Source organism: Actinomadura fulvescens, assembly GCF_039533225.1.
In the GTDB taxonomy this organism is placed as follows: domain Bacteria; phylum Actinomycetota; class Actinomycetes; order Streptosporangiales; family Streptosporangiaceae; genus Spirillospora; species Spirillospora fulvescens.
The window spans coordinates 761,570-779,767 of the sequence record NZ_BAAATD010000002.1; the positions used below are offsets into that span (position 1 = coordinate 761,570).

At 71.6% G+C, this 18,198-nt stretch carries 20 protein-coding genes; 8 read left to right on the forward strand and 12 right to left on the reverse strand.

The window, feature by feature from the left end:
* Positions 1-2: 2 nt before the first annotated feature.
* Positions 3-1,628 (reverse strand): acyl-CoA dehydrogenase family protein, encoded by a 1,626-nt coding sequence (locus tag ABD333_RS10335; RefSeq protein ID WP_344540003.1) that lies wholly within the window; start codon positions 1,626-1,628, stop codon positions 3-5.
* A 140-nt stretch (positions 1,629-1,768) separates the two neighbouring features.
* Here ABD333_RS10335 and ABD333_RS10340 point away from each other — a divergent pair, with 140 nt between their 5' ends.
* The gene (locus tag ABD333_RS10340; RefSeq protein WP_344540004.1) at positions 1,769-2,467 is read left to right on the forward strand and encodes a DUF1707 SHOCT-like domain-containing protein; all 699 of its coding nucleotides are present in this window, start codon (positions 1,769-1,771) and stop codon (positions 2,465-2,467) included.
* A 4-nt stretch (positions 2,468-2,471) separates the two neighbouring features.
* Here ABD333_RS10340 and ABD333_RS10345 read toward each other — a convergent pair whose 3' ends face one another.
* Together ABD333_RS10345 and ABD333_RS10350 are read right to left on the reverse strand one after the other, a co-directional pair.
* Positions 2,472-2,735, reverse strand: coding sequence for a hypothetical protein (locus ABD333_RS10345; protein WP_344540006.1), 264 nt, complete (start codon positions 2,733-2,735; stop codon positions 2,472-2,474).
* A gap of 58 nt (positions 2,736-2,793) precedes the next feature.
* On the reverse strand, positions 2,794-4,296 hold the full coding sequence (locus tag ABD333_RS10350; protein WP_344540008.1) for a flavin-containing monooxygenase: 1,503 nt from the start codon (positions 4,294-4,296) through the stop codon (positions 2,794-2,796).
* Between the two features lie 141 nt (positions 4,297-4,437).
* Between ABD333_RS10350 and ABD333_RS10355 the strand changes: the two genes are divergently transcribed.
* The 3 genes from ABD333_RS10355 (at position 4,438) to ABD333_RS10365 (ending at position 6,507) form a co-directional block, all read left to right on the forward strand.
* Entirely contained in the window at positions 4,438-5,070 is a 633-nt protein-coding gene (locus ABD333_RS10355; protein WP_344540010.1) for a TetR/AcrR family transcriptional regulator, read from the forward strand.
* A 223-nt stretch (positions 5,071-5,293) separates the two neighbouring features.
* Positions 5,294-5,800 carry a SigE family RNA polymerase sigma factor gene (locus ABD333_RS10360; RefSeq protein ID WP_344540012.1) on the forward strand — a complete coding sequence of 169 codons (507 nt, stop codon included), beginning with the start codon at positions 5,294-5,296 and terminating at the stop codon, positions 5,798-5,800.
* A complete protein-coding gene (locus ABD333_RS10365) occupies positions 5,797-6,507 on the forward strand; it encodes a hypothetical protein (RefSeq protein WP_344540014.1) in 711 nt (236 codons plus the stop codon). Before ABD333_RS10360 ends, ABD333_RS10365 begins: the two co-directional genes overlap by 4 nt.
* A 7-nt stretch (positions 6,508-6,514) precedes the next feature.
* Here ABD333_RS10365 and ABD333_RS10370 read toward each other — a convergent pair whose 3' ends face one another.
* The 5 genes from ABD333_RS10370 to ABD333_RS10390 form a co-directional block, all read right to left on the reverse strand.
* Positions 6,515-7,297 (reverse strand): sirohydrochlorin chelatase, encoded by a 783-nt coding sequence (locus ABD333_RS10370; protein ID WP_344540016.1) that lies wholly within the window; start codon positions 7,295-7,297, stop codon positions 6,515-6,517.
* 68 nt (positions 7,298-7,365) lie between these two features.
* On the reverse strand, positions 7,366-8,076 hold the full coding sequence (locus ABD333_RS10375) for a phosphoadenylyl-sulfate reductase (protein WP_344540018.1): 711 nt from the start codon (positions 8,074-8,076) through the stop codon (positions 7,366-7,368).
* The gene (locus tag ABD333_RS10380; protein ID WP_344540020.1) at positions 8,073-8,237 is read right to left on the reverse strand and encodes an Insertion element protein; all 165 of its coding nucleotides are present in this window, start codon (positions 8,235-8,237) and stop codon (positions 8,073-8,075) included. The genes ABD333_RS10375 and ABD333_RS10380 overlap by 4 nt, the downstream gene beginning before the upstream one ends.
* Positions 8,238-8,250: 13 nt before the next feature.
* Positions 8,251-9,921 (reverse strand): nitrite/sulfite reductase, encoded by a 1,671-nt coding sequence (locus ABD333_RS10385; protein WP_344540022.1) that lies wholly within the window; start codon positions 9,919-9,921, stop codon positions 8,251-8,253.
* A 280-nt stretch (positions 9,922-10,201) separates the two neighbouring features.
* On the reverse strand, positions 10,202-10,381 hold the full coding sequence (locus tag ABD333_RS10390) for a hypothetical protein (protein WP_344540024.1): 180 nt from the start codon (positions 10,379-10,381) through the stop codon (positions 10,202-10,204).
* Between the two features lie 190 nt (positions 10,382-10,571).
* Here ABD333_RS10390 and ABD333_RS10395 point away from each other — a divergent pair, with 190 nt between their 5' ends.
* From ABD333_RS10395 to ABD333_RS10410, 4 genes are all read left to right on the forward strand, one after another.
* Complete coding sequence (locus ABD333_RS10395; RefSeq protein WP_344540026.1) at positions 10,572-11,678, forward strand: YihY/virulence factor BrkB family protein; 1,107 nt, start codon at positions 10,572-10,574, stop codon at positions 11,676-11,678.
* A 68-nt stretch (positions 11,679-11,746) separates the two neighbouring features.
* Entirely contained in the window at positions 11,747-12,721 is a 975-nt protein-coding gene (locus tag ABD333_RS10400; RefSeq protein ID WP_344540028.1) for a phosphotriesterase family protein, read from the forward strand.
* 154 nt (positions 12,722-12,875) lie between these two features.
* Positions 12,876-13,577 (forward strand): phosphoribosyltransferase, encoded by a 702-nt coding sequence (locus ABD333_RS10405; RefSeq protein ID WP_344540030.1) that lies wholly within the window; start codon positions 12,876-12,878, stop codon positions 13,575-13,577.
* Entirely contained in the window at positions 13,574-14,242 is a 669-nt protein-coding gene (locus tag ABD333_RS10410) for a dienelactone hydrolase family protein (RefSeq protein ID WP_344540031.1), read from the forward strand. The genes ABD333_RS10405 and ABD333_RS10410 overlap by 4 nt, the downstream gene beginning before the upstream one ends.
* A 268-nt stretch (positions 14,243-14,510) precedes the next feature.
* On the opposite strand, the gene ABD333_RS10415 is transcribed toward ABD333_RS10410, so the two are convergent.
* The 4 genes from ABD333_RS10415 to ABD333_RS10430 form a co-directional block, all read right to left on the reverse strand.
* Positions 14,511-14,807, reverse strand: a complete 297-nt coding sequence (locus ABD333_RS10415; RefSeq protein ID WP_151564999.1) for a WhiB family transcriptional regulator — start codon at positions 14,805-14,807, stop codon at positions 14,511-14,513.
* A gap of 168 nt (positions 14,808-14,975) precedes the next feature.
* Entirely contained in the window at positions 14,976-15,875 is a 900-nt protein-coding gene (locus tag ABD333_RS10420; RefSeq protein WP_344540034.1) for a ferredoxin family protein, read from the reverse strand.
* Positions 15,876-16,002: 127 nt separating this feature from the next.
* Complete coding sequence (locus ABD333_RS10425; protein ID WP_344540035.1) at positions 16,003-17,604, reverse strand: glycerol-3-phosphate dehydrogenase/oxidase; 1,602 nt, start codon at positions 17,602-17,604, stop codon at positions 16,003-16,005.
* Positions 17,601-18,197, reverse strand: coding sequence for a TetR/AcrR family transcriptional regulator (locus ABD333_RS10430; RefSeq protein ID WP_344540036.1), 597 nt, complete (start codon positions 18,195-18,197; stop codon positions 17,601-17,603). The genes ABD333_RS10425 and ABD333_RS10430 overlap by 4 nt, the downstream gene beginning before the upstream one ends.
* Position 18,198 lies beyond the last annotated feature (1 nt).

Here is an 18,198-nt window from a genome sequence, read left to right on the forward strand (position 1 = left end):
GGTCAGGTGGTCTTGGGGGTGGCTCGGTCGATGATGGGGGAGAGGTCGAGGCCGGGTGGGAGGGTGCCGTAGGCGTGGCCCCAGTCACCGGCCAGGCGGGTGGCGCAGAACGCTTCGGCGACGGCGGGGTGGCCGTGGCGGATCAGGAGTGATGCCTGGAGGGTGACGGCCAGGTGCTCGACGACCCGGCGGGCTCGGTGTTCGATCGTTTCCAGGTCGGTCAGGGAGTCCTTGGCCGCCTGGACGGCGGCGTCCAGGCGGGGGTCCGCGCCGGTGGCCTGGTCGAGTTCGGCGAAGAAGGCATCGACTGTCTGGGGCTCCTTCGCCATGGCGCGAAGGGTGTCGAGGGCGGCGACATTGCCCGAACCCTCCCAGATGCCATTCAAGGGAGATTCGCGGAAGAGGCGGGGCATGCCGGACTCTTCCACGTAGCCGTTGCCGCCCAGGCATTCGAGGGCTTCGGCGGCGTGGGCGGGCCAGCGTTTGCAGACCCAGTACTTGGTGACCGCCAGGCCCAGGCGCTTGAAGGCCGTCTCCGCCTCGTCGCCGCGTACGGAGCGGTCGGTGGCGCCCGCCAGGCGCATCATGACGGTGGTGGCGGCCTCGGACTCGATGGCGAGGTCGGCGAGGACGTTGCGCATGAGCGGCTGGTCGACGAGGTACCTGCCGAACGCCTGGCGGTGGGTGGCGTGGTGCGTCGCGATGACGAGGCCGTGGCGCATCCCGGCGGCGGCGCCGATCACGCAGTCGAGACGGGTCATGTTGACCATCTCGATGATGGTGCGGACGCCGCGGCCCTCGTCGCCCACGCGGTAGGCGACGGCGTTCTCGTACTCGATCTCGGACGAGGCGTTGGAGTGGTTGCCGAGCTTGTCCTTCAGGCGCATCAGCCGGAGCGGGTTGAGGGTGCCGTCGGGCAGGACGCGGGGGACGAGGAAGCAGGTCAGGCCGTTGGACGTCTGGGCGAGGGTCAGGAAGACGTCGCACATGGGCGCGCTCGTGAACCACTTGTGGCCGACGAGACGGTAGGTGCCGTCGGAGGTGGGGGTGGCCTGGGTCGTGTTGGCGCGGACGTCGCTGCCGCCCTGCTTCTCGGTCATCGACATGCCCGCGAGAAGGGCGGTCTTGGTGAGAGGCGCGCGGAGGCCCGGGTCGTAGGCCTGCGTGGTGAGGAGAGGTTCGTACTGGGCGGCCAGGTCGGGGTTCTGGCGGAGCGCCGGTACGGCCGCGTACGTCATCGAGATGGGGCAGCCGTGGCCGGCGTCTACCCGCCAGGCGTAGAACTTGGCGGCGCGTGCGACATGGGCGCCGGGGCGGGAGGACGCCCAGGGCGCGCCGTGCAGACCATGGGTGACGGCCACGTTCATCAGCTCGTGCCAGGCCGGGTGGAACTCGACCTCGTCGATGCGGTGCCCGTAACGGTCGTGGGTGCGCAGGACGGGCTTGTGCTCGTTGGCCAGGCGGCCCCATTCCTGGGCTTCGTGGGTGCCGGCGAGGCGGCCGAGCTCGTGGACCTCCGCCGCCGCCCAGCCCGCGCCCTCGCGCTGGAGGGCGTCCAGGAGCGCGGGTTCGTCCGCGACGTCATAGTCGACGAGCGGGGGAACCTGGTTGAACACCTCGTGCGTCATGGCATCGCATCTTACAGATTCTTATCAGCTGAGGGAAAAGTGTAGCGCCGAGGGGATACGGAGCATCCTCCTGAAGACCCGGGGTGATCTCGTTCGCGGGTCGGATTGCCCGGCCATGCGGGGGGCATACCTTCGAAGTCATGAGTCAGCCCAGTCCGCAGCCGGGAAAACCGTCCCGGCTCACCTCGCAGGGTCCGGCGGATCCCGCGACGGCACGCCCTCGCGTCGCGCCCGAGTCCGTGCGTGCCTCCGACGCCGAACGCGAGGCGGTGGTCGAGCGGTTGCGGGTGGCCTCGGTGGAGGGACGGCTGACGTTCGAGGAGCTGACGGCGCGGACAGAGGCCGCCTACACGGCCGTGACCAGGGGAGACCTGGAGACGATCACCGCGGATCTGCCCGGCATGGGGGCGCCGGGCGCCGCGCCCGCGCCGCTGCAGGTCCAGCGCCGGTTCAGCGCGGTGATGGGCGACTGCAAGGAGCGGATCTCGGGGCGCATCGACGCCGAGCTCACCGCGCTCGCGGTGATGGGCGACGTGGTGCTCGACCTGCGCGGCGCGCAGGTCCCGACGGGCGAGGTCACCGTCGTGGCCACCGCGGTGATGGGCGACGTGAAGGTCATCGTGCCGGACGGGGTGATGGTCGACCTGAGCGGCTACGCGTTCATGGGTGATCGCAAGGTGCAGGTGCGCGAGGCGGCGCCGGGGCCGCGGGTGCCGGTGGTCCGGGTCCGGGCTCAGGCGATCATGGGCGATGTGAAGATCGTGGACGACGAGCACAACGCGCCCGTGCGGCGGGCCCTCGCGAACTGGTGGGAAGGTCGCAAGGACCCGCACAAGTAGTCCCTCAGTGCGAGGACCTGCGGTTGTAGGCGGTACGCGCGCCGAGCCAGGCGGTGTAGACGGCGGTGCCCACCAGCCCGGCCTTGCGGGTCTTCTGGGTGGTCAGGGCGAGGCCGAGGGCGACCTCGGTGGCGCCGTTTCGCTTGATCCACGCGTCGGTGTCGTTCGGGAACGCCAGCTTGGAGACGGGCTTGAACGCCTTCGGAGCGGCGAAGTGAGCGGCGCCGGTGGCGGCCAGGGCGATTCCGGCGGTACGAAGAAGGGCCATGGAAGGTTTCCTTTCAGCTGCTGAATACCAGGCGCACGATGGCAGTAGGCGGGGCCTGTTAGTTGGGTGGGGGCTGCGGGATGGCGTACTCGTAGTCGTCCAGGTCAAAGCTTCGGCTTCGCCGCCAAACGTACAAGCCTGACTGCGGCCGGACGTACGGGGTGTCGCCGTGCCGGTCGAAGTAGTAGGAGTTGGAGCGCGCGCAGCTCGGCTGGGCGAGGATCGTGCCCTTCATCCGGCGGCGCATGTCGGCGGTGAACGCGTCGTGCGGGCGGCGCTTGACGACGATGCGCACCGCCCGGCGCCGCCGCGCCTCGGCGATGCAGCGGACGATGTGCGTGCCGCCGGCCTCGATGATGGAGAACCACGACGCCCCGGTGACCGTGTACGGGCCGTTCATCAGCCAGAAGTTGGGCGCCTGCGGCGCGGCGACGCCCTCGTAGGTCTGGTACCGGTTCTCGTCCCAGTACGCGCCCAGCTCCACGCCGCCCAGGCCGACCACCGGGAACGCCGGCATCGCCCCCAGCTCCAGGATCTTGAACCCGGTCGCCAGCACCAGCGTGTCGATCTTCCGTTCGGTGCCGTCGGCGGTGACGATCCCGTTCTCGGTGATCCGCTCGATCCCGCTGGTGACGAGCTCGACGTTGTCGCGCAGGAACGTGGGGAAGTAGCGGTTGGAGAACGACGGCCGCTTGCAGCCGAAGCCGTACTCGGGGGTCAGCCGGCGCCGCAGCCGTCGATCCGGCACCTGGCGGCGCAGGTGGGCGCGGCAGACGGCCTCGGTCGCGCGGACGAGGAACGGCACCTTGCTGTAGTGCACGATGCCCAGCACCATGATGATCTCGGAGGCGACCGTGGTGAGGAAGCGGACGAGCCGCTGCACCGGGGGCGCCGCGCGGAACAGCGCCCGCACCGCGGGCGGGATGGCGAAGTCGACCTTCGGCAGCACCCAGATCGGCGTGCGCTGGTAGACGTCGAGCCGTTCGGCCACCGCCGCGATCTCGGGGATCACCTGCAGGCCGGACGCGCCGGTGCCGATGACGGCGACGCGCTCGCCGCGCAGGTCGTGGTCGTGGTCCCAGCGGGCGGTGTGGATCACCTTCCCGGTGAACGCGGCGATGCCGGGGATGTCCGGGTTCTTGGGCTGGTCCAGCGGCCCCACGGCGGCCACCAGGAACCTCGCGGTGAACACGCCCTGACCGGTGTGCACGCGCCACAGGTCGGCGTCCTCGTCGAAGACGGCCTTCTCGACCTTGGTGCCGAGGCGCAGATGCGGCCGCAGCCGGTACTTGTCGGCGCAGTGCTCGGCGTACGCGCGCACCTCCGCGCCGGGCGCGAACGAACGCGACCAGGACGGGTTGGGCTCGAACGAGTAGCAGTAGGTGGCGGAGGGGATGTCCACGGCCACGCCTGGATAGGTGTTGTGCCGCCACACGCCGCCGACGCTCGGTGCCGCGTCCACGATCACGAAGTCGCGGACGCCCTTCTGCCGCAACCTGATGCCGACGCACAGGCCGGAGAACCCGGCGCCGACGACGGCCACCTCGTGGTCCGGTTCCACCGTTCGCTCCTCTGCCGGCCCTGAATCGAGATACCGAAGGTATTTGGCATTTGGACGAGATGTCAATATGCACCAATATAAGACGTCAGCCGCATGAGATACCTTGGGTATCTGGATTCTGACGACTTCCGGGATGGCGGAATGGTGCGACTGACCAGGGTGGAGAGCCAGGCGCGCACGCGCGAGCTGCTGATCGCCACGGCCCGGCAGCTCTTCCTGCGTGACGGTTATCACGCCACCTCGCTGGAGAAGGTCGCGGAGGCCGCGGGCTTTTCCAAGGGCGCCGTCTACTCCAATTTCGGCACCAAGGACGAGCTCTGCCAGACCGTCATCGACGCCGTCCGCGCCGAACAGGTCCACGCCATCATGGAGGCCTTCCGCGGCGACGGCTCCGACGAGGACCGCCTCGCCGTGTTCGACGCCTGGGCGGAACGCACGATCGGCGATCCGGGCTGGACCCTTCTGGAGGCCGAGTTCGCCATCCACGCCACGCGCCGCGACCCGGCGCTCCGCGACAAGGTCGCCGGCGGCGGCCGCGCCTGGGTCGGCGCCCTGCGCATGGTGCTGGAGGAGGAGGCCCGCCGCCGCGATCTCACGCTGCCCCTCCCGGCGGGCGAGCTGGCCGACACCCTGCTCAGCCTCGGCATAGGCCTGGGCCTCCGCCGCGCCGTCGATCCGTCCCTGTCACCGCACGCGCTGACCGACCTGATCCGCCTGCTCCTCGACCTCGACCTCGACCTCGACCCCGCTCCCCGGCCACCCGCCCCCCGGTGACCGGCGTCCACCCGCCCCCCCGGTGACCGGCCCGCTCGCCCGTCATCCGCGGCCCGGGACGCGGGCGATCGGCGAGTGCCGTGGGGCCTTGGCTTGGCGCTAGTCTCCTGGCGACCCTGTCCGCCGCCGACGCCTGATCGCCCCGATCGGCCACGGAACGCGGGCAACCGTTCTGGATCTCCAGTCGGTAGTAGGGACAGGGGTGTCTGGGGAGGCGGGGTCCATGCGGGATCGGGAGGACTTCACCGCGTACGTCGCGGAGCGGTCACCGAGGTTGCTGAGAACTGCGTTCCTGCTCTGCCGTGACTGGGCCCTCGCCGAGGACCTGCTGCAGACCTCGCTGTCGAAGGTGTGGAGTGCCTGGGGGCGGATCGGCGGCGACCCGGACCCCTACGTCTACCGCGTGCTGGTCAACACGCACGCGTCCTGGTGGAAACGCCGCTGGCGGGGGGAGATCCCCTCCGCGGAACCGCCGGACGCGGCCGACCCTGCCGATCCGATGGGCGCGGCCGACGAACGCGCGGCCATCTGGGCGGCGCTGGGGCGGTTGCCGCCGCGGCAACGGTCCGTGGTGGTCCTGCGCTTCTTCGAGGACCTCTCGGAGGCGGCGGTCGCCGACATCCTGAACTGCTCGGTCGGCACCGTGAAGAGCCAGACCAGCAAGGCGCTGGCCAAGTTGCGCGTCGATCCCGAGATCGTCTCGCCGATCCCCGTGGAGGGACTGTCATGACGCGTTCCATCAACGACCTCCGCGCGATCCTCGACCACGAGAGCGAGGGGGCGCCGCGCAACGCCGACCGGATGGCCCAGGTGCACAGGCGCATCCTCCGCAGACGCCGGCGCCGGGTCACGACGGGGGCGGCGCTCGGCGTGACGGCGGCGGCGCTGGCGGTCGGCGGCGTCTACGTCCTGCCGGGCACCGGACAGGAGCCGACGCAGGCGCTGGAGGCACCGCACCGCCCGTCGCATCCGGGCGACGGCCGGCCGCCGCCGGCCGCCTACCAGGGCATGACGCGCATCGCGATGAAGAGCTTCACCGAGACGGGCAAGATGATGCGCGTGGAGTTCACCCCGGTCGGGCCCGACACCGCGTACATCATCCAGTGCCGGCCGGGCTACGAGGTGATCGAGCAGACCGACGGGGACGGCGGCTACGGCTCGTTCGGTGACTGTGAGAGCGAGCCGCCCGAGTCCGTCGACAGCTCCGACCTGCACCCCGCCACCCTCAAGGAGGGCGAGCGGCACGTCCTGGAGGTGGTCGTGCTGCCCAAGGGGACGGTCAAGAGCAACGTGATCGAGTACATGGACGAGGGCGAGTCGGCCACCGTCGGCGGCAGCGGTCAGGTCAGCCTCACCGACTACCTCGCCAGCCACAGGCCCGGGACGAGCCCGTGGACCGTGGCCGTCTACAGCGGCACCTGCGCGGGCGACTGCTGAACCGGCGTCAGACCGCGGCGGCCCTGCGCACCTCGGCGCGGACCTCGTCGTAGCGGTGCAGGACGAGGTCGGCCAGCTCGGGCGCCGCGCCGAGCACCGGCGAGACGGCCGCGGCCCCGGCGGCCAGCGACTCGCGCCGTACCTTGTCGGCGAAGTGACCGGGCGCGAGGAAGTAGGACGCCACCACGACGCGCGGCGCGCCCGCGTCGAGCAGCGCGGACACCGCGCCGGCGGGGGTGGGCCGCGCCGCGGAGGCGAACGCGGGGACCACGCCGCGCCAGCCGCGGGCGCGCCACTCGCGCGCCATGCCCCAGATCGTCGCGTTGGCCGCCGGGTCACTCGACCCGGCCGACACCAGCACGACGGCCGTGCCTGGGTCGCCGATCTCCACGCCCGCCTCGGTGAGCCGCCGTTCCAGCGCGGCCATCAGCAGCGGATGCGGTCCGAGCGTGCCCGCGGTGCGCAGCGCCAGCCTGGGACGCAGCGTGCGGACCTCGTTCAGAACCCCCGGGATGTCGGACTTGCTGTGGTAGGCGGCGGTCAGCAGCAGCGGCAGCACGATCGCCTCGTCGGCGCCGCGCTGCGCGAGGCCGTCCAGAACGCCTACCGGGCTCGGCGGCGCGTGGTCCAGGAAGGACGTCAGCACCGGCAGGCCGGGACGGCGCGCCCGGACGGCCGTCAGCAGTTCCGCGACGGTCGCGGCGGCACGCGGGTCCTTGCTCCCGTGCGCGACCGCGACCATCGGCGGGGCGGCAGACAATGACACGGCCACGGGCGACGACGCGGGCATGGGCGAACGCACGGTCGCCGGCGAACGCATGGTCGCCGGCGAACGCAGGGTCACAGGCGTAGGCGGCGTCACAGGTGTATGCCGCATTCGGTCTTTCCCATCCCCGCCCAGCGTCCGCTGCGCGGGTCCTCGCCCGGGGCGACGGGACGGGTGCAGGGCTCGCAGCCGATCGACGGGTAGCCGTCGTAGTGCAGCGGGTTGACCAGCACCCCGTTGTCCTCGATGTAGTCGTCCATCTGCTGCTGGGTCCAGCCGAGGATCGGGTTGACCTTGACCATCCCGCGCTTGCGGTCCCACTCGACCACGCGGCGGTTGCGGCGGCTGGCGGTCTCCTCGCGGCGGATGCCGCTGAACCAGGCCATGTAGCCCTCCAGCGCCTTGCCCAGCGGCTCCACCTTGCGCAGGTGGCAGCACAGGTCCGGGTTGCGGCCGTTGAGGCGGGGGCCGAGCGCGGCCTCCTGCTCCTCGACCGTGCGAGTGGGCGTCACGTTGATGACGTTGACGGGATAGACGGCCTCCACCGCGTCGCGGGTGCCGATGGTCTCGGCGAAGTGGTAGCCGGTGTCGACGAACAGCACGTCGATCCCCGGCTTCACCTTCGACACCAGATGGATCAGCGCGGCGTCGGACATGGAGGAGGTCAGACAGATGCGGTCTCCGAAGGTCGCCGCCGCCCACCGGATCACCTCGAGGGTCGGGGCACCCTCCAGCGCGGTCGCGGCGGACTCGACGATGTCCTCAAGGTCGAGTGTCGGTCTGTCAGTCTCCAGCAGAGTCACCGGGGAATCTCCTTGTGCGTCTGGGGGGCTCCAACACCGAGGAACTTGAGCCTGAAGGCGCGGACGCAGTCCCGGCAGAACCAGGTCCCGTCCTCCGCGTAGGGCTCCAGGTGCTCTTCTCCGCAGTACGGGCAGTAGAACGGCGCGGCACGTTCGCTCATTTCCGGCTGTCCGTTACTTGAGATCGGCGTCGTCGGCGCGCTGCACCCAGGCGGCGAAGGTCTCGCCCTCCGTGCGCTGCGCGTCGAAGTTGCGCACGACCCGCTCGACGTAGTCGGTCAGCCCGGCCGAGGTGGTCTTCAGCCCGCGGACCTTCTTGCCGAACGAGGCGCCGAGCTGCCCGCCGAGGTGGATCTGGAAGCCCTCGACCTGGTCGCCGTTGTCGTCGACGACCAGCTGGCCCTTGAGCCCGATGTCGGCGACCTGGATGCGGGCGCACGCGTTGGGGCAGCCGTTGACGTTGATGGTCAGCGGCTGGTCGAAGTCCGGAAGCCGCTTCTCCAGCTCGTCCATGAGGTCCATCGCGCGCTGCTTGGTCTCGACGATCGCGAGCTTGCAGTACTCGATGCCGGTGCAGGCCATGGTCTGGCGGCGGAACGTGGACGGCTTCACCTGCAGGTCGTGCTCGGCCAGCGCGGCGGAGAGCGCCTCGACGTTGGCCTCGGGCACGTCCAGGATGACCATCTTCTGCTCGACCGTGGTGGCCACCCGGCCCGAGCCGTAGCGCTCGGCCAGATCGGCGATCGCGCTGAGCAGCGGGCCGTTCACCCGGCCGACCTTGGGCGCGAAGCCGACGTAGAAGTCGCCGTCCTTCTGCGGGTGGACGCCCACGTGATCACGCTGGCGGACGGGTGGCGCCGGGTCGGGGCCGTCGGGCAGCGCGTATCCGAGGTACTCCTTCTCCAGCACCTCGCGGAACTTCTCCGCGCCCCAGTCGTTCACCAGGAACTTGATCCGCGCGCGGTGCCGCAGCCGCCGGTAGCCGTAGTCACGGAAGATCGAGATGATGCCCTTCCACGCCTCGTGCGCCTGCTCGGGCTTGACGAAGACCCCGAGGCTCTTGGCGAACATCGGGTTGGTGGACAGGCCGCCGCCGACGTAGACCTGGTAGCCGGCCTCGCCCTCGTCGTTGACCGTGCCGACCAGCGCCACGTCGTTGATCTCGTGGACGGTGCAGTGCGCGGCGCAGCCCGAGACCGCGGTCTTGAACTTGCGCGGCAGGTTGGAGAACTCCGGCGAGCCGATGTAGAGGTCGTGGATCTGGCCGATCTGCGGGCGGCCGTCGAGCACCTCGTCGGCGTCGATCCCGGCGAGCGGACAGCCGATGATGACGCGCGGCGTGTCGCCGCAGGCCTCCATGGTGGACAGCCCGACCGACTCCAGCGCCTCCCAGATCGCCGGGACGTCCTCGATCGCGATCCAGTGGTACTGCACGTTCTGCCGGTCGGTGATGTCGGCGGTGCCGCGCGCGTACCTGGTGGAGATGTCGGCGATCACCCGCAGCTGCTCGGCGCTGAGCTGCCCGCCGTCGATGCGCACCCGCATCATGAAGTAGCGGTCGTCGAGCTCCTCGTCGGGCAGGCTGCCGGTCTTGCCGCCGTCGATCCCGGGCTTGCGCTGGGTGTAGAGCCCGAACCAGCGGAACCGGCCGCGCAGGTCGGCCGGGTCGATCGAGTCGAACCCCGCCTTGGAGTAGACGTCGATGATCCGGCGGCGGACGTTGAGCCCGTCGTCGTTCTTCTTGTTCTCTTCGTTCTTGTTGAGAGGTTCGCGGTAGCCGAGGGCCCACTGGCCCTCGCCTCTCTTGCGCTTGGTCGCTGGTGGCACGGTGAGCGTCCAATCCATGTCGTACGGAGGGGACGCGCAGCGCAACGGGACAGCCTCAGGCGGCCGGCTCGACGATGAGCGGGAACGGTTAAAGGTGACGCCGATGCGCCACGCTTCCGTAGATGATCAACGGGTGCGTGGTCGGGGCGTCACAGACAGATCGCGCTGCGGACGCGCAGAAAGTCCACGTGCCGGCGCATTACCAGCAAGGGGTCCGCAGCAGTCATACGTGCATTCTCACCCGGCGTCTTGCGGGCTGTCCAGTTGCGTCCGGCATGCGGACGGGTGAGATCCGTCATCATCCCTGGCGCTTCCAGTTGACCGCGGGCTCGCCGGCCTGGCCCGCCGGGCCGCTCCGGGCGGTCTCCGGCCGGTCCCGCCGCTCCGGCGTGGCCGGACCCTGCCGGTGCTGGCAGGCGCACCACGAACCGCCACGACAGTCGTCGTGGTGGCGTTCCCGGCACGCTTGGCAGATCACCCACTCATTGTCACCGATCGGCGCCGATGCATGCGCCCCGGCGCCCGGTCGCCCGATCTCGGGGCCGTCGTGGGCTCATGCGCGTCAGAGTGGGTATGAGCGGAAAACCGGCCGTGCGACGCGCGGAACGGATCACTGAAATGGGCGATCAGGCATGTTCCGGGCGGGCAACGCTTTACGGTGGGTCGGTGTGACCACCGTTTCGGACACCGCGGACGCCGCCGATGCCGCGGGCGCCGCAGGCGCCAAGGCCGCTATGGCCGCCAAGGGCGCCAAGGGCGCCAAGGGTGCCGAGGCAGCCGAGGCAGCCGAGGGCGCCACGCGCAGTCCGGCGGACGGCTCCGGCTCCGGCTCCGACGCCGGGCCGCGGCCCGGCGTCCACCGGAGGGTGGGCGCCGTCGTCTGGGGTCTCGTCCGCGACACGGCGGTCGCGGCGTTCCGCTACCGGGTGACGGGGCTGGCCGCCGAGGCGGCCTTCTTCGCGCTGCTGTCCCTGCCGCCCCTGGTCATCGGGCTCATCGGCACGATGGGCCACTTCCGCGGCGTGATGGGCTCGGACGCCGTGGCCGAGGTCCGGCTGTGGGTGATCACGCAGGCGCAGACCGTGCTGACGGGACCGGCGGTCGACTCGGTCGTGAAGCCACTGGTCGATGACGTGATCAAGGGAGGCAGCCCGGACATCGTGTCGGTCAGCTTCCTGATCTCGCTCTGGGCGGGGTCGCGGGCGACGAACGTCTATGTCGACACGATCACCATCGCCTACGGACTGTCGGGCGTGCGCGGGGTGATCCGTACCCGGCTGCGCGCGTTCGTGCTCTATCTGGTCGGGCTGCTGGTGATGCTGATCGTCATCCCGCTGCTGGTGGCGGGGCCCACGCTGGTCCGGGAGGCGCTGCCGGAGAGCGCCGGGTTCGTCCAGCTCTTCTACTGGCCGGTCGTGGTGACCCTGTCGATCCTCTTCCTGGCGATGCTCTACCACATGAGCGTGCCGGTGCGGACGTCCTGGTGGCGCGAGGTGCCCGGCGCGGTGGTGGCGCTGATCATGTGGATCATCGGCAGCGTCACGCTCCGGCTCTACCTGGCGGGTTCGCTGGCCGGGGTGTCGGTGTACGGCTCGCTGGCCGCGGCGATCGCGATGCTGGCCTGGCTGTACGTGGCGGCGCTGGCCGTGCTCATCGGGGCCGCCCTGAACGCCGAGATCGACCGGCGGTGGCCCAGCGCGGGCACCGCGCGGGCCCGCGCCATCCGCGCCGCGGCGGAGACCTCCGAGGAGCAGACGGAGCAGCGCGCCGAATAACGGCCCCGGGTAAAAACTATGCCGAAACCGGCCCTGAAAAGGTCAAACATGTCGTAACCTCGCCTGACATGACCCCCCCTGAGGCCACCTCCCCGGACGAACGCCGGCTCCGTACCGTGACCGGCACGATCTCCGCGTCTGTGATCACCGGGGCGGTACTGCCGCACGAGCATCTCCAGCTCGACCTGCGGTGGCCCGCGCATCCGGCCCAGCTGGACTCCGACCCGGGCCGCTGGCTGGACGAGGAGAAGGCGGTCACCGGCGAGCTCGCGGCCCTGCGCGCCGAGCACGGGCTGAGCCTGGTCATCGACCTCACCTGCGGCGCGATGGGCCGCAACGCGGCCGCGCTGTCGCGGATCAGCGCGGGCTCCCGGGTGGCCGTGGTGGCGGGCACCGGCTTCTTCACCGAACCGTTCCACCCCGCCTTCGTCGCCGAGGCCGACGTCGAGAAGCTCGCCGAGCGCATCCTCGCCGAGGTCGGCTTCGGGATGGACGGCACCAACTCGCTGCCCGGCGTGATCGGTGAGATCGGCACGTGGGGCGAGGCGCCCACCGAGGCCGAGGAGCGCTGCCTGCGCGCCGCCGCCCGCGCCGCCCGCTACTCCGGCCTGCCGGTGGCGACCTACGGCCGCGCCGGCGTCTCCCAGCTGGAGATCCTGACCGGCGCCGGGCTCGACCCGGCCCGGGTGGCGGTCGGCCAGCAGGACCTGGTCGACGAGCTCGCCGCCCACCGCAAGCTCGCCGAGCTGGGCGCCTACGTCTCGTTCGGTTCCCTCGCCCTGGCGGGCGACGACGCCGCGGCGCTGGGCACCCGGGTGCGGGCGGTCATGGAGCTGCTCGAAGCGGGACACGGCGAACGCGTACTGCTCAGCACCGGCATCGCCCGCATGCGGCAGGTCCAGCGGTACGGCGGCACCGGCTACGGCTACCTCTTCGAGACCTTCCTCCCCGCGCTGCGCGCCGCCGGCGCGGACGACGCCACCGTCCGCATGATCACCCACGACAACCCCCTCCGCTGGCTCCTCAGCGCCCCCTCCACCTGACCCGTCCCGCCGCCCGTGCGGGGATCTGACCGCTCGTTCGTTTGTCTGATTTGTGGTGAAACGGGGCGAACGCCGGTGAGGGGCAAGATCGCGGCCGAAACTGGGTAGGGCAGGGTTAGGCGCTCTTTCGCGACCCCAGAAGGGGGTGGCGCCCATGCCCAGGAACAGGCCCGTCCGCGACACGGCACCCGGCTCGGAGACCGTGCGGCTGCCGTTCGCCGACCGTGCCGAGGCCGGCCGGGTGCTCGCCGCCCGGCTGGTGCCGCTCGGCCTCGACGATCCGGTGGTGCTCGCGTTGCCGCGCGGCGGCGTGCCCGTCGGGTACGAGGTCGCCCGGCGGTCGTCGGCGCCCCTGGACATCCTGGTGACCCGCAAGATCGGATATCCGCGGCAGCCCGAGCTGGGAGTGGGCGCGATCGCCGAGGGCGGCGAGCCCGTCTTCGACCATGGACTCATGCAACGGCTCGGCCTCGTCGAGGAGGACCTCGACGCCACCGTGGCGGCCGAGCGCGACGAGCTGGCCCGGCGGGTCCGCGCCTACCGGGGCGACCGGCCGCTGCCGCCGGTGGCCGGCCGTGCGGTCGTCATCGTCGACGACGGCCTGGCCACCGGTGGTACCGCGCGTGCCGCGCTCCGGGCCGTACGGGCTAAGGGCCCGTCGCGGCTCGTGCTCGCCGTGCCGGTGGGAGCCGCCGAGACCGTGCGGGCGATGGAGCCCGAGGCGGACGACGTGGTGGTGCTGGCGGCGCCATGGTCGTTCCGCGCGGTCGGGCAGTGGTACCGGACCTTCGACCAGCTCACCGACGCCGACGTCCTGTCGTGGCTGGAACGGGCGTCCGGGAGGCCCGCGTCATGAGCACGCTGCAGGTGCCCGCGGGCGACGTCCGGCTGGAGGCGGAGATCTCCGAGCCCGCGGAGGCTCCCGGCGGCGCCGTGCGCGGCGTGGTCGTCTTCGCGCACGGCAGCGGCAGCGGGCGGCGCAGCCCGCGCAACCGCGAGGTGGCCGCCGCGCTCACCAGGCGGGGCCTCGCCACGTTGCTGTTCGACCTGCTCACGCCCGAAGAGGAGATCGAGGACCTGACCACGTCGCATCTGCGGTTCAACGTGCCGTTGCTGGCCGGGCGGCTCAGCCGGGTGGTGGCGTGGGTGCGGTCGGAGGAGGCCGGCGCGCTCGCCGGGCGGCCCGTGGGGCTCTTCGGGGCCAGCACGGGGGCCGCGGCGGCACTGGTGGCGGCGGCGCAGAGCCCCGAGGACGTGGGCGCCGTGGTCTCCCGGGGCGGCCGTCCCGACCTGGCGGCCCACGCGCTCGGCGCGGTCCGGGCGCCGACCCTGCTGATCGTCGGCGGGCGCGACACCGACGTGCTGGCGCTGAACGAGCAGGCGCTGGAACGGATGGATCCCGCGGGCGGGCACCGCCTCGACGTGGTCCCGGAGGCGGGACATCTGTTCGAGGAACCGGGGGCGCTCCGCGAGGTGGCCCGGCTCAGCGCGGAATGGTTCTGCGCGAATTTGCCGAAATAGCCGCCGGAACGTCATCCGATCCGGTAAAAGCGGGCACGAATGCTTCGACCCGAATGCCGAGTCCTCTCGTGACACAGCTGTGACGCACATGTAACCGGTTACTTCGTGCCGCGAACGAGCCGGGCACGCTACGGGAACGAACCGGGGAGACGAACGGGCAAGGAACCGGGCACGCAAACGGCCCCGCGTGAGCGGGGCCGTGACGTTTGTTCCGGTGGCGTGCCGGGGTGCGCGATGGGAAACCGCGAGGGGACCTTTGCGGCGTGCCTTAGGCGGCGTTGGCGCGACGCATCCGGCGGCGGCGCTCGGAGGCCCGCTCGTCCTCGTTCAGCCCGCCCCACGTGCCGTACTTCTCGGGCCTGGACACCGCGTAGTCCAGGCATTCCGCGCGCACGGGGCAGCCCATACAGATCTGCTTGGCCTTGCGCTCACGAATCTCGCGCTCGGGCTGACGCTCGCCGTCCGGACCGAAGAAGAGCACAAGGTCTTCCCCCCGGCACGCCGCGGCGTCCTGCCAGCCCCAGCTGGGACGAGGGAGGTTTGCCTGCCGACGTACCTGAGCCATGGAACACCCACCTTGGTTGTTTACTGAGCAATTTCGGACATGGACGCTCGATCGCTGCAGAAGCGCCGAAAGGTCCAACGTCTGGAGTTGCCGCTCTGTTCCCCCGCCCGGTTCTCCGGGAACTGGGGTCATGCGGCAGGGAGACCCAACAATGGGGCCTCCGAGAGATTACACGAGGGCTGCCTCGTTGAGAAGGGTGAGGTCCCTAACAATGTAGGTTCCGACGTTCTCTTGGCAGTCCGGGCCGCAGGGATGCGCCGCCACCGTGCTCTCGACGATCACCCGGTAACGGCTCCCCTGTACTTGAACAACCGCTTCGTAGGGATCTGTTCCCGTCAGCGACACCACGCCGACCTCGTCCACTCCAAGCGCCCCTACCTGGGCACGGACGAAGTGTTCCGCGGCCTGCGCGGGCTCCGGCAGCCCGGCCCGGCCACGGAGCCGGTCCAGGACGACCGCGCCCTGGAAATAGGCCTCCACGGCCTGCGCGGCCTCGGTTCCACCGAGGTCGCCGTAGTAGATCCCATGTGGAAGACATACAAGGTTCGCCGCGTAGCGGTCACCGCCCACATGGGTCGTTTCCCATACATGGGGGTCGAAACGCGCCGTGAGATCCCGGGCCAGCGGGGCACCCGTCCGGGCGCAGCAGGCGTTCCGCCGCCCGTGGGTGCAGACCAGCAGCACCGGATCGGAGTGGACCTCGCCGAACCGGGGCCGGCGGCCCGCGGCCACGGCCGCCAGATCGAGCTCGCCCAGCTCCGCCGGGTCGGCCAGTTCACGGCTTTCGAGCCACACGTCGTCACCGGCGGAGAACCCCGCGTAGACCTGAAAAGGGGGCGTGGCCCGCCTCCTGCCCGCCCGCCGGATCAACTGGGGCCGGACGCCGGCCTCCTCGGCGGCCCGTACGACGTCGCCCAGCGGGCCGTCGAGCCATTCGACGCGCTCGGGCCAGGGGCCGGGGTGCTCGATCAGCAGCCAGCTGCGGGCCTTGGTCGTGGCGCTCGCCAGGCATGACCGTTCGCCGGTGTGACTCCCCGGGCAATGGTCGCAGCTGTTCGGGCGCGGCACAGGGTCCCCCGTCGGACGCGAGCGGAATTAGGTCAGGCTAACCTAACCCCATGTTCCCCGCCCAGGGCAAGTGACACACCCCATACCCACCGCGCGGCGTTGATCACGTGACTCCGGGCGGCGTTGATCACGCGACTCCGGCCGGTGCGGTGACGAACGACTCGGCGACGGGCAGGGCCGCCGCGCGATCGGCCGGGACCAGGCCGATCCGGGTGCGCCGGTCGAGCAGGTCGGCCGCGTCGAGGGCGCCCTCGTGCAGCACGGCCCAGACGAGCTCGGCGTTGAGCACGGGCAGTCCGGGGATCACGGGTTCGAGGAGAGCGGCGTCGGCACGGGCCAGCGCCGCCAGCAGCGGCGCCTCGGTGCCGTACCGCTGGACGAGGCGGCGGGGCGCGTCCAGGGCGGCCAGGGCGCCGGGCGGCGCCGCGCCGACGAGGGGAAGCCGGGCGGTCCGGGAGGGGCCCGCGGCCAGCCGCGGCTTGGCCGCGAGGACGGCGTCGACCGCGTCCTGCGCCATGCGCCGGTAGGTGGTGAGCTTGCCGCCGACGATCGTGACGACGCCGTCCGGGGAGGTCAGCACGGCGTGCCGCCGGGAGATGTCGGCCGTGCCGCCGCTCCCGCCGTCGCGCGCCGGGTGGTCGTCCAGCAGCGGGCGCAGCCCGGCGAACGAGCCGATCACCTCGTCGCGGCGGACGGGCACGTCGAGCGCCGAGTCGAGGATGTCCAGGAGGAAGCCGATCTCGGCCTCGGTGGGCGTGGGCACGTCGGGGATCGGCTCGTCGGCGGGCTCGTCGGTCAGGCCGACGTAGACCCGGCCGTCCCCCTGCGGGATCACCAGGATGAACCGGGCGCGCTCACCGGGGATCGGGACGTGCATCCCGGCGGTGAGGCCGCGCAGGCTCTCGGCCCGTACGACCAGGTGCGTGCCGCGGGAGGGCCGCAGGCGGACGCCCTCCACCAGGCCGCCCGCCCAGACGCCGGTGGCGTTGACGACGCCGCGGGCGCGGATGCCGAACGTCCGGCCGGTGAGCTCGTCGCGGACCTCGGCGCCGTCGCCGGTGAGGGTCAGGGCGCGGCAGCGGGTGAGGATCTTGGCGCCGTGGGCGGCGGCGGTGCGGGCGATGGCCGTGACCAGGCGGGCGTCGTCCGCCAGCTGGCCGTCCCAGGAGAGCAGGCCGCCGCGCAGGCCGTACGGGCGCAGCGCGGGGGCCAGACGGAGCGTCTCGACCGTGGAGAGCCGGCGCGGTCCGGGGAGGGTGCGCCGTGAGGTGCGGGCGGAGAGGCGCAGGACGTCGCCCGCGTGGAGTCCGACACGGGTGACCGCCGTCTGGGCGCGCGACACCATCGGGGTCAGCGGCAGCACGAACGGCATGGCGCGGACGAGGTGCGGCGCGGTGCGCTCCATGAGGACGCCTCGTTCGACCGCGCTCTCGTGCGCGACGTCGACCTGCCCGGACGCCAGGTAGCGCAGGCCGCCGTGGATGAGCTTCGAGCTCCACCGGGACGTGCCGAACGCGAGGTCGTGGGCGTCGATCGCCACGACCGACAGCCCTCGGGCGGCGGCGTCCAAAGCCACGCCGGCCCCGGTGGCGCCGAGGCCCACGACCAGCAGGTCCACCACCTCGTCCGGGACGGGGGCCAGCTCGCGGGCACGCCGCGCGGCGTTGAGGGAGGAGCCGGTCGGGGGAGGCGGGCCGGGTTCCGAAGGAGCCCTCTCGGGGATGGTCATGGCATGAGGGTCCTCTCCAGGATGTGGCGGAGTTCGGCGTCGAACGCCCCGGGGCCCAGCTCGGGGTCGCCGGCCTCGGTCATGGTGGGGGCCGACAGCGCGAACGACTGGACGACGAGCAGGAGCGCCCGCGCCTGCCGCGCCGGATGGCCGGCGCGGATGGTGCCGTCCTCGTGCCCGGCCTTCAGCGCGGTCTCGAAGATCTCCAGGAAGGCCCGCTGGCTGGCGCCGCGGCGGTCGAGCACGTACGGCAGCAGCAGCTCGGGATCGACCTCCACGATCTTGCGCAGCAGCGGATGGGCGCGGAACGTCCGCACGCCCTCGACCAGGCTGCCGACCAGGCGGTCGCGCACCGGGCCGCCGTCCTCCGGCGGGCGGACCGCGGCGGCGATCTCGACCCATTCGCGCGTCATGAGGTCGGCCACGATCGTCCGCACATCGGGCCAGCGCCGGTAGAGGGTCATCCGGGAGACCCCGGCGCGGCGGGCGATGTCGGTCAGCGTCGTGCGGCGTACGCCGACGGCGAGCACGCAGTCGCGGGCCGCGTCCAGGACCGTGTCGTCCGCCGTTTTGTTGTGACGATTCGACGTCATA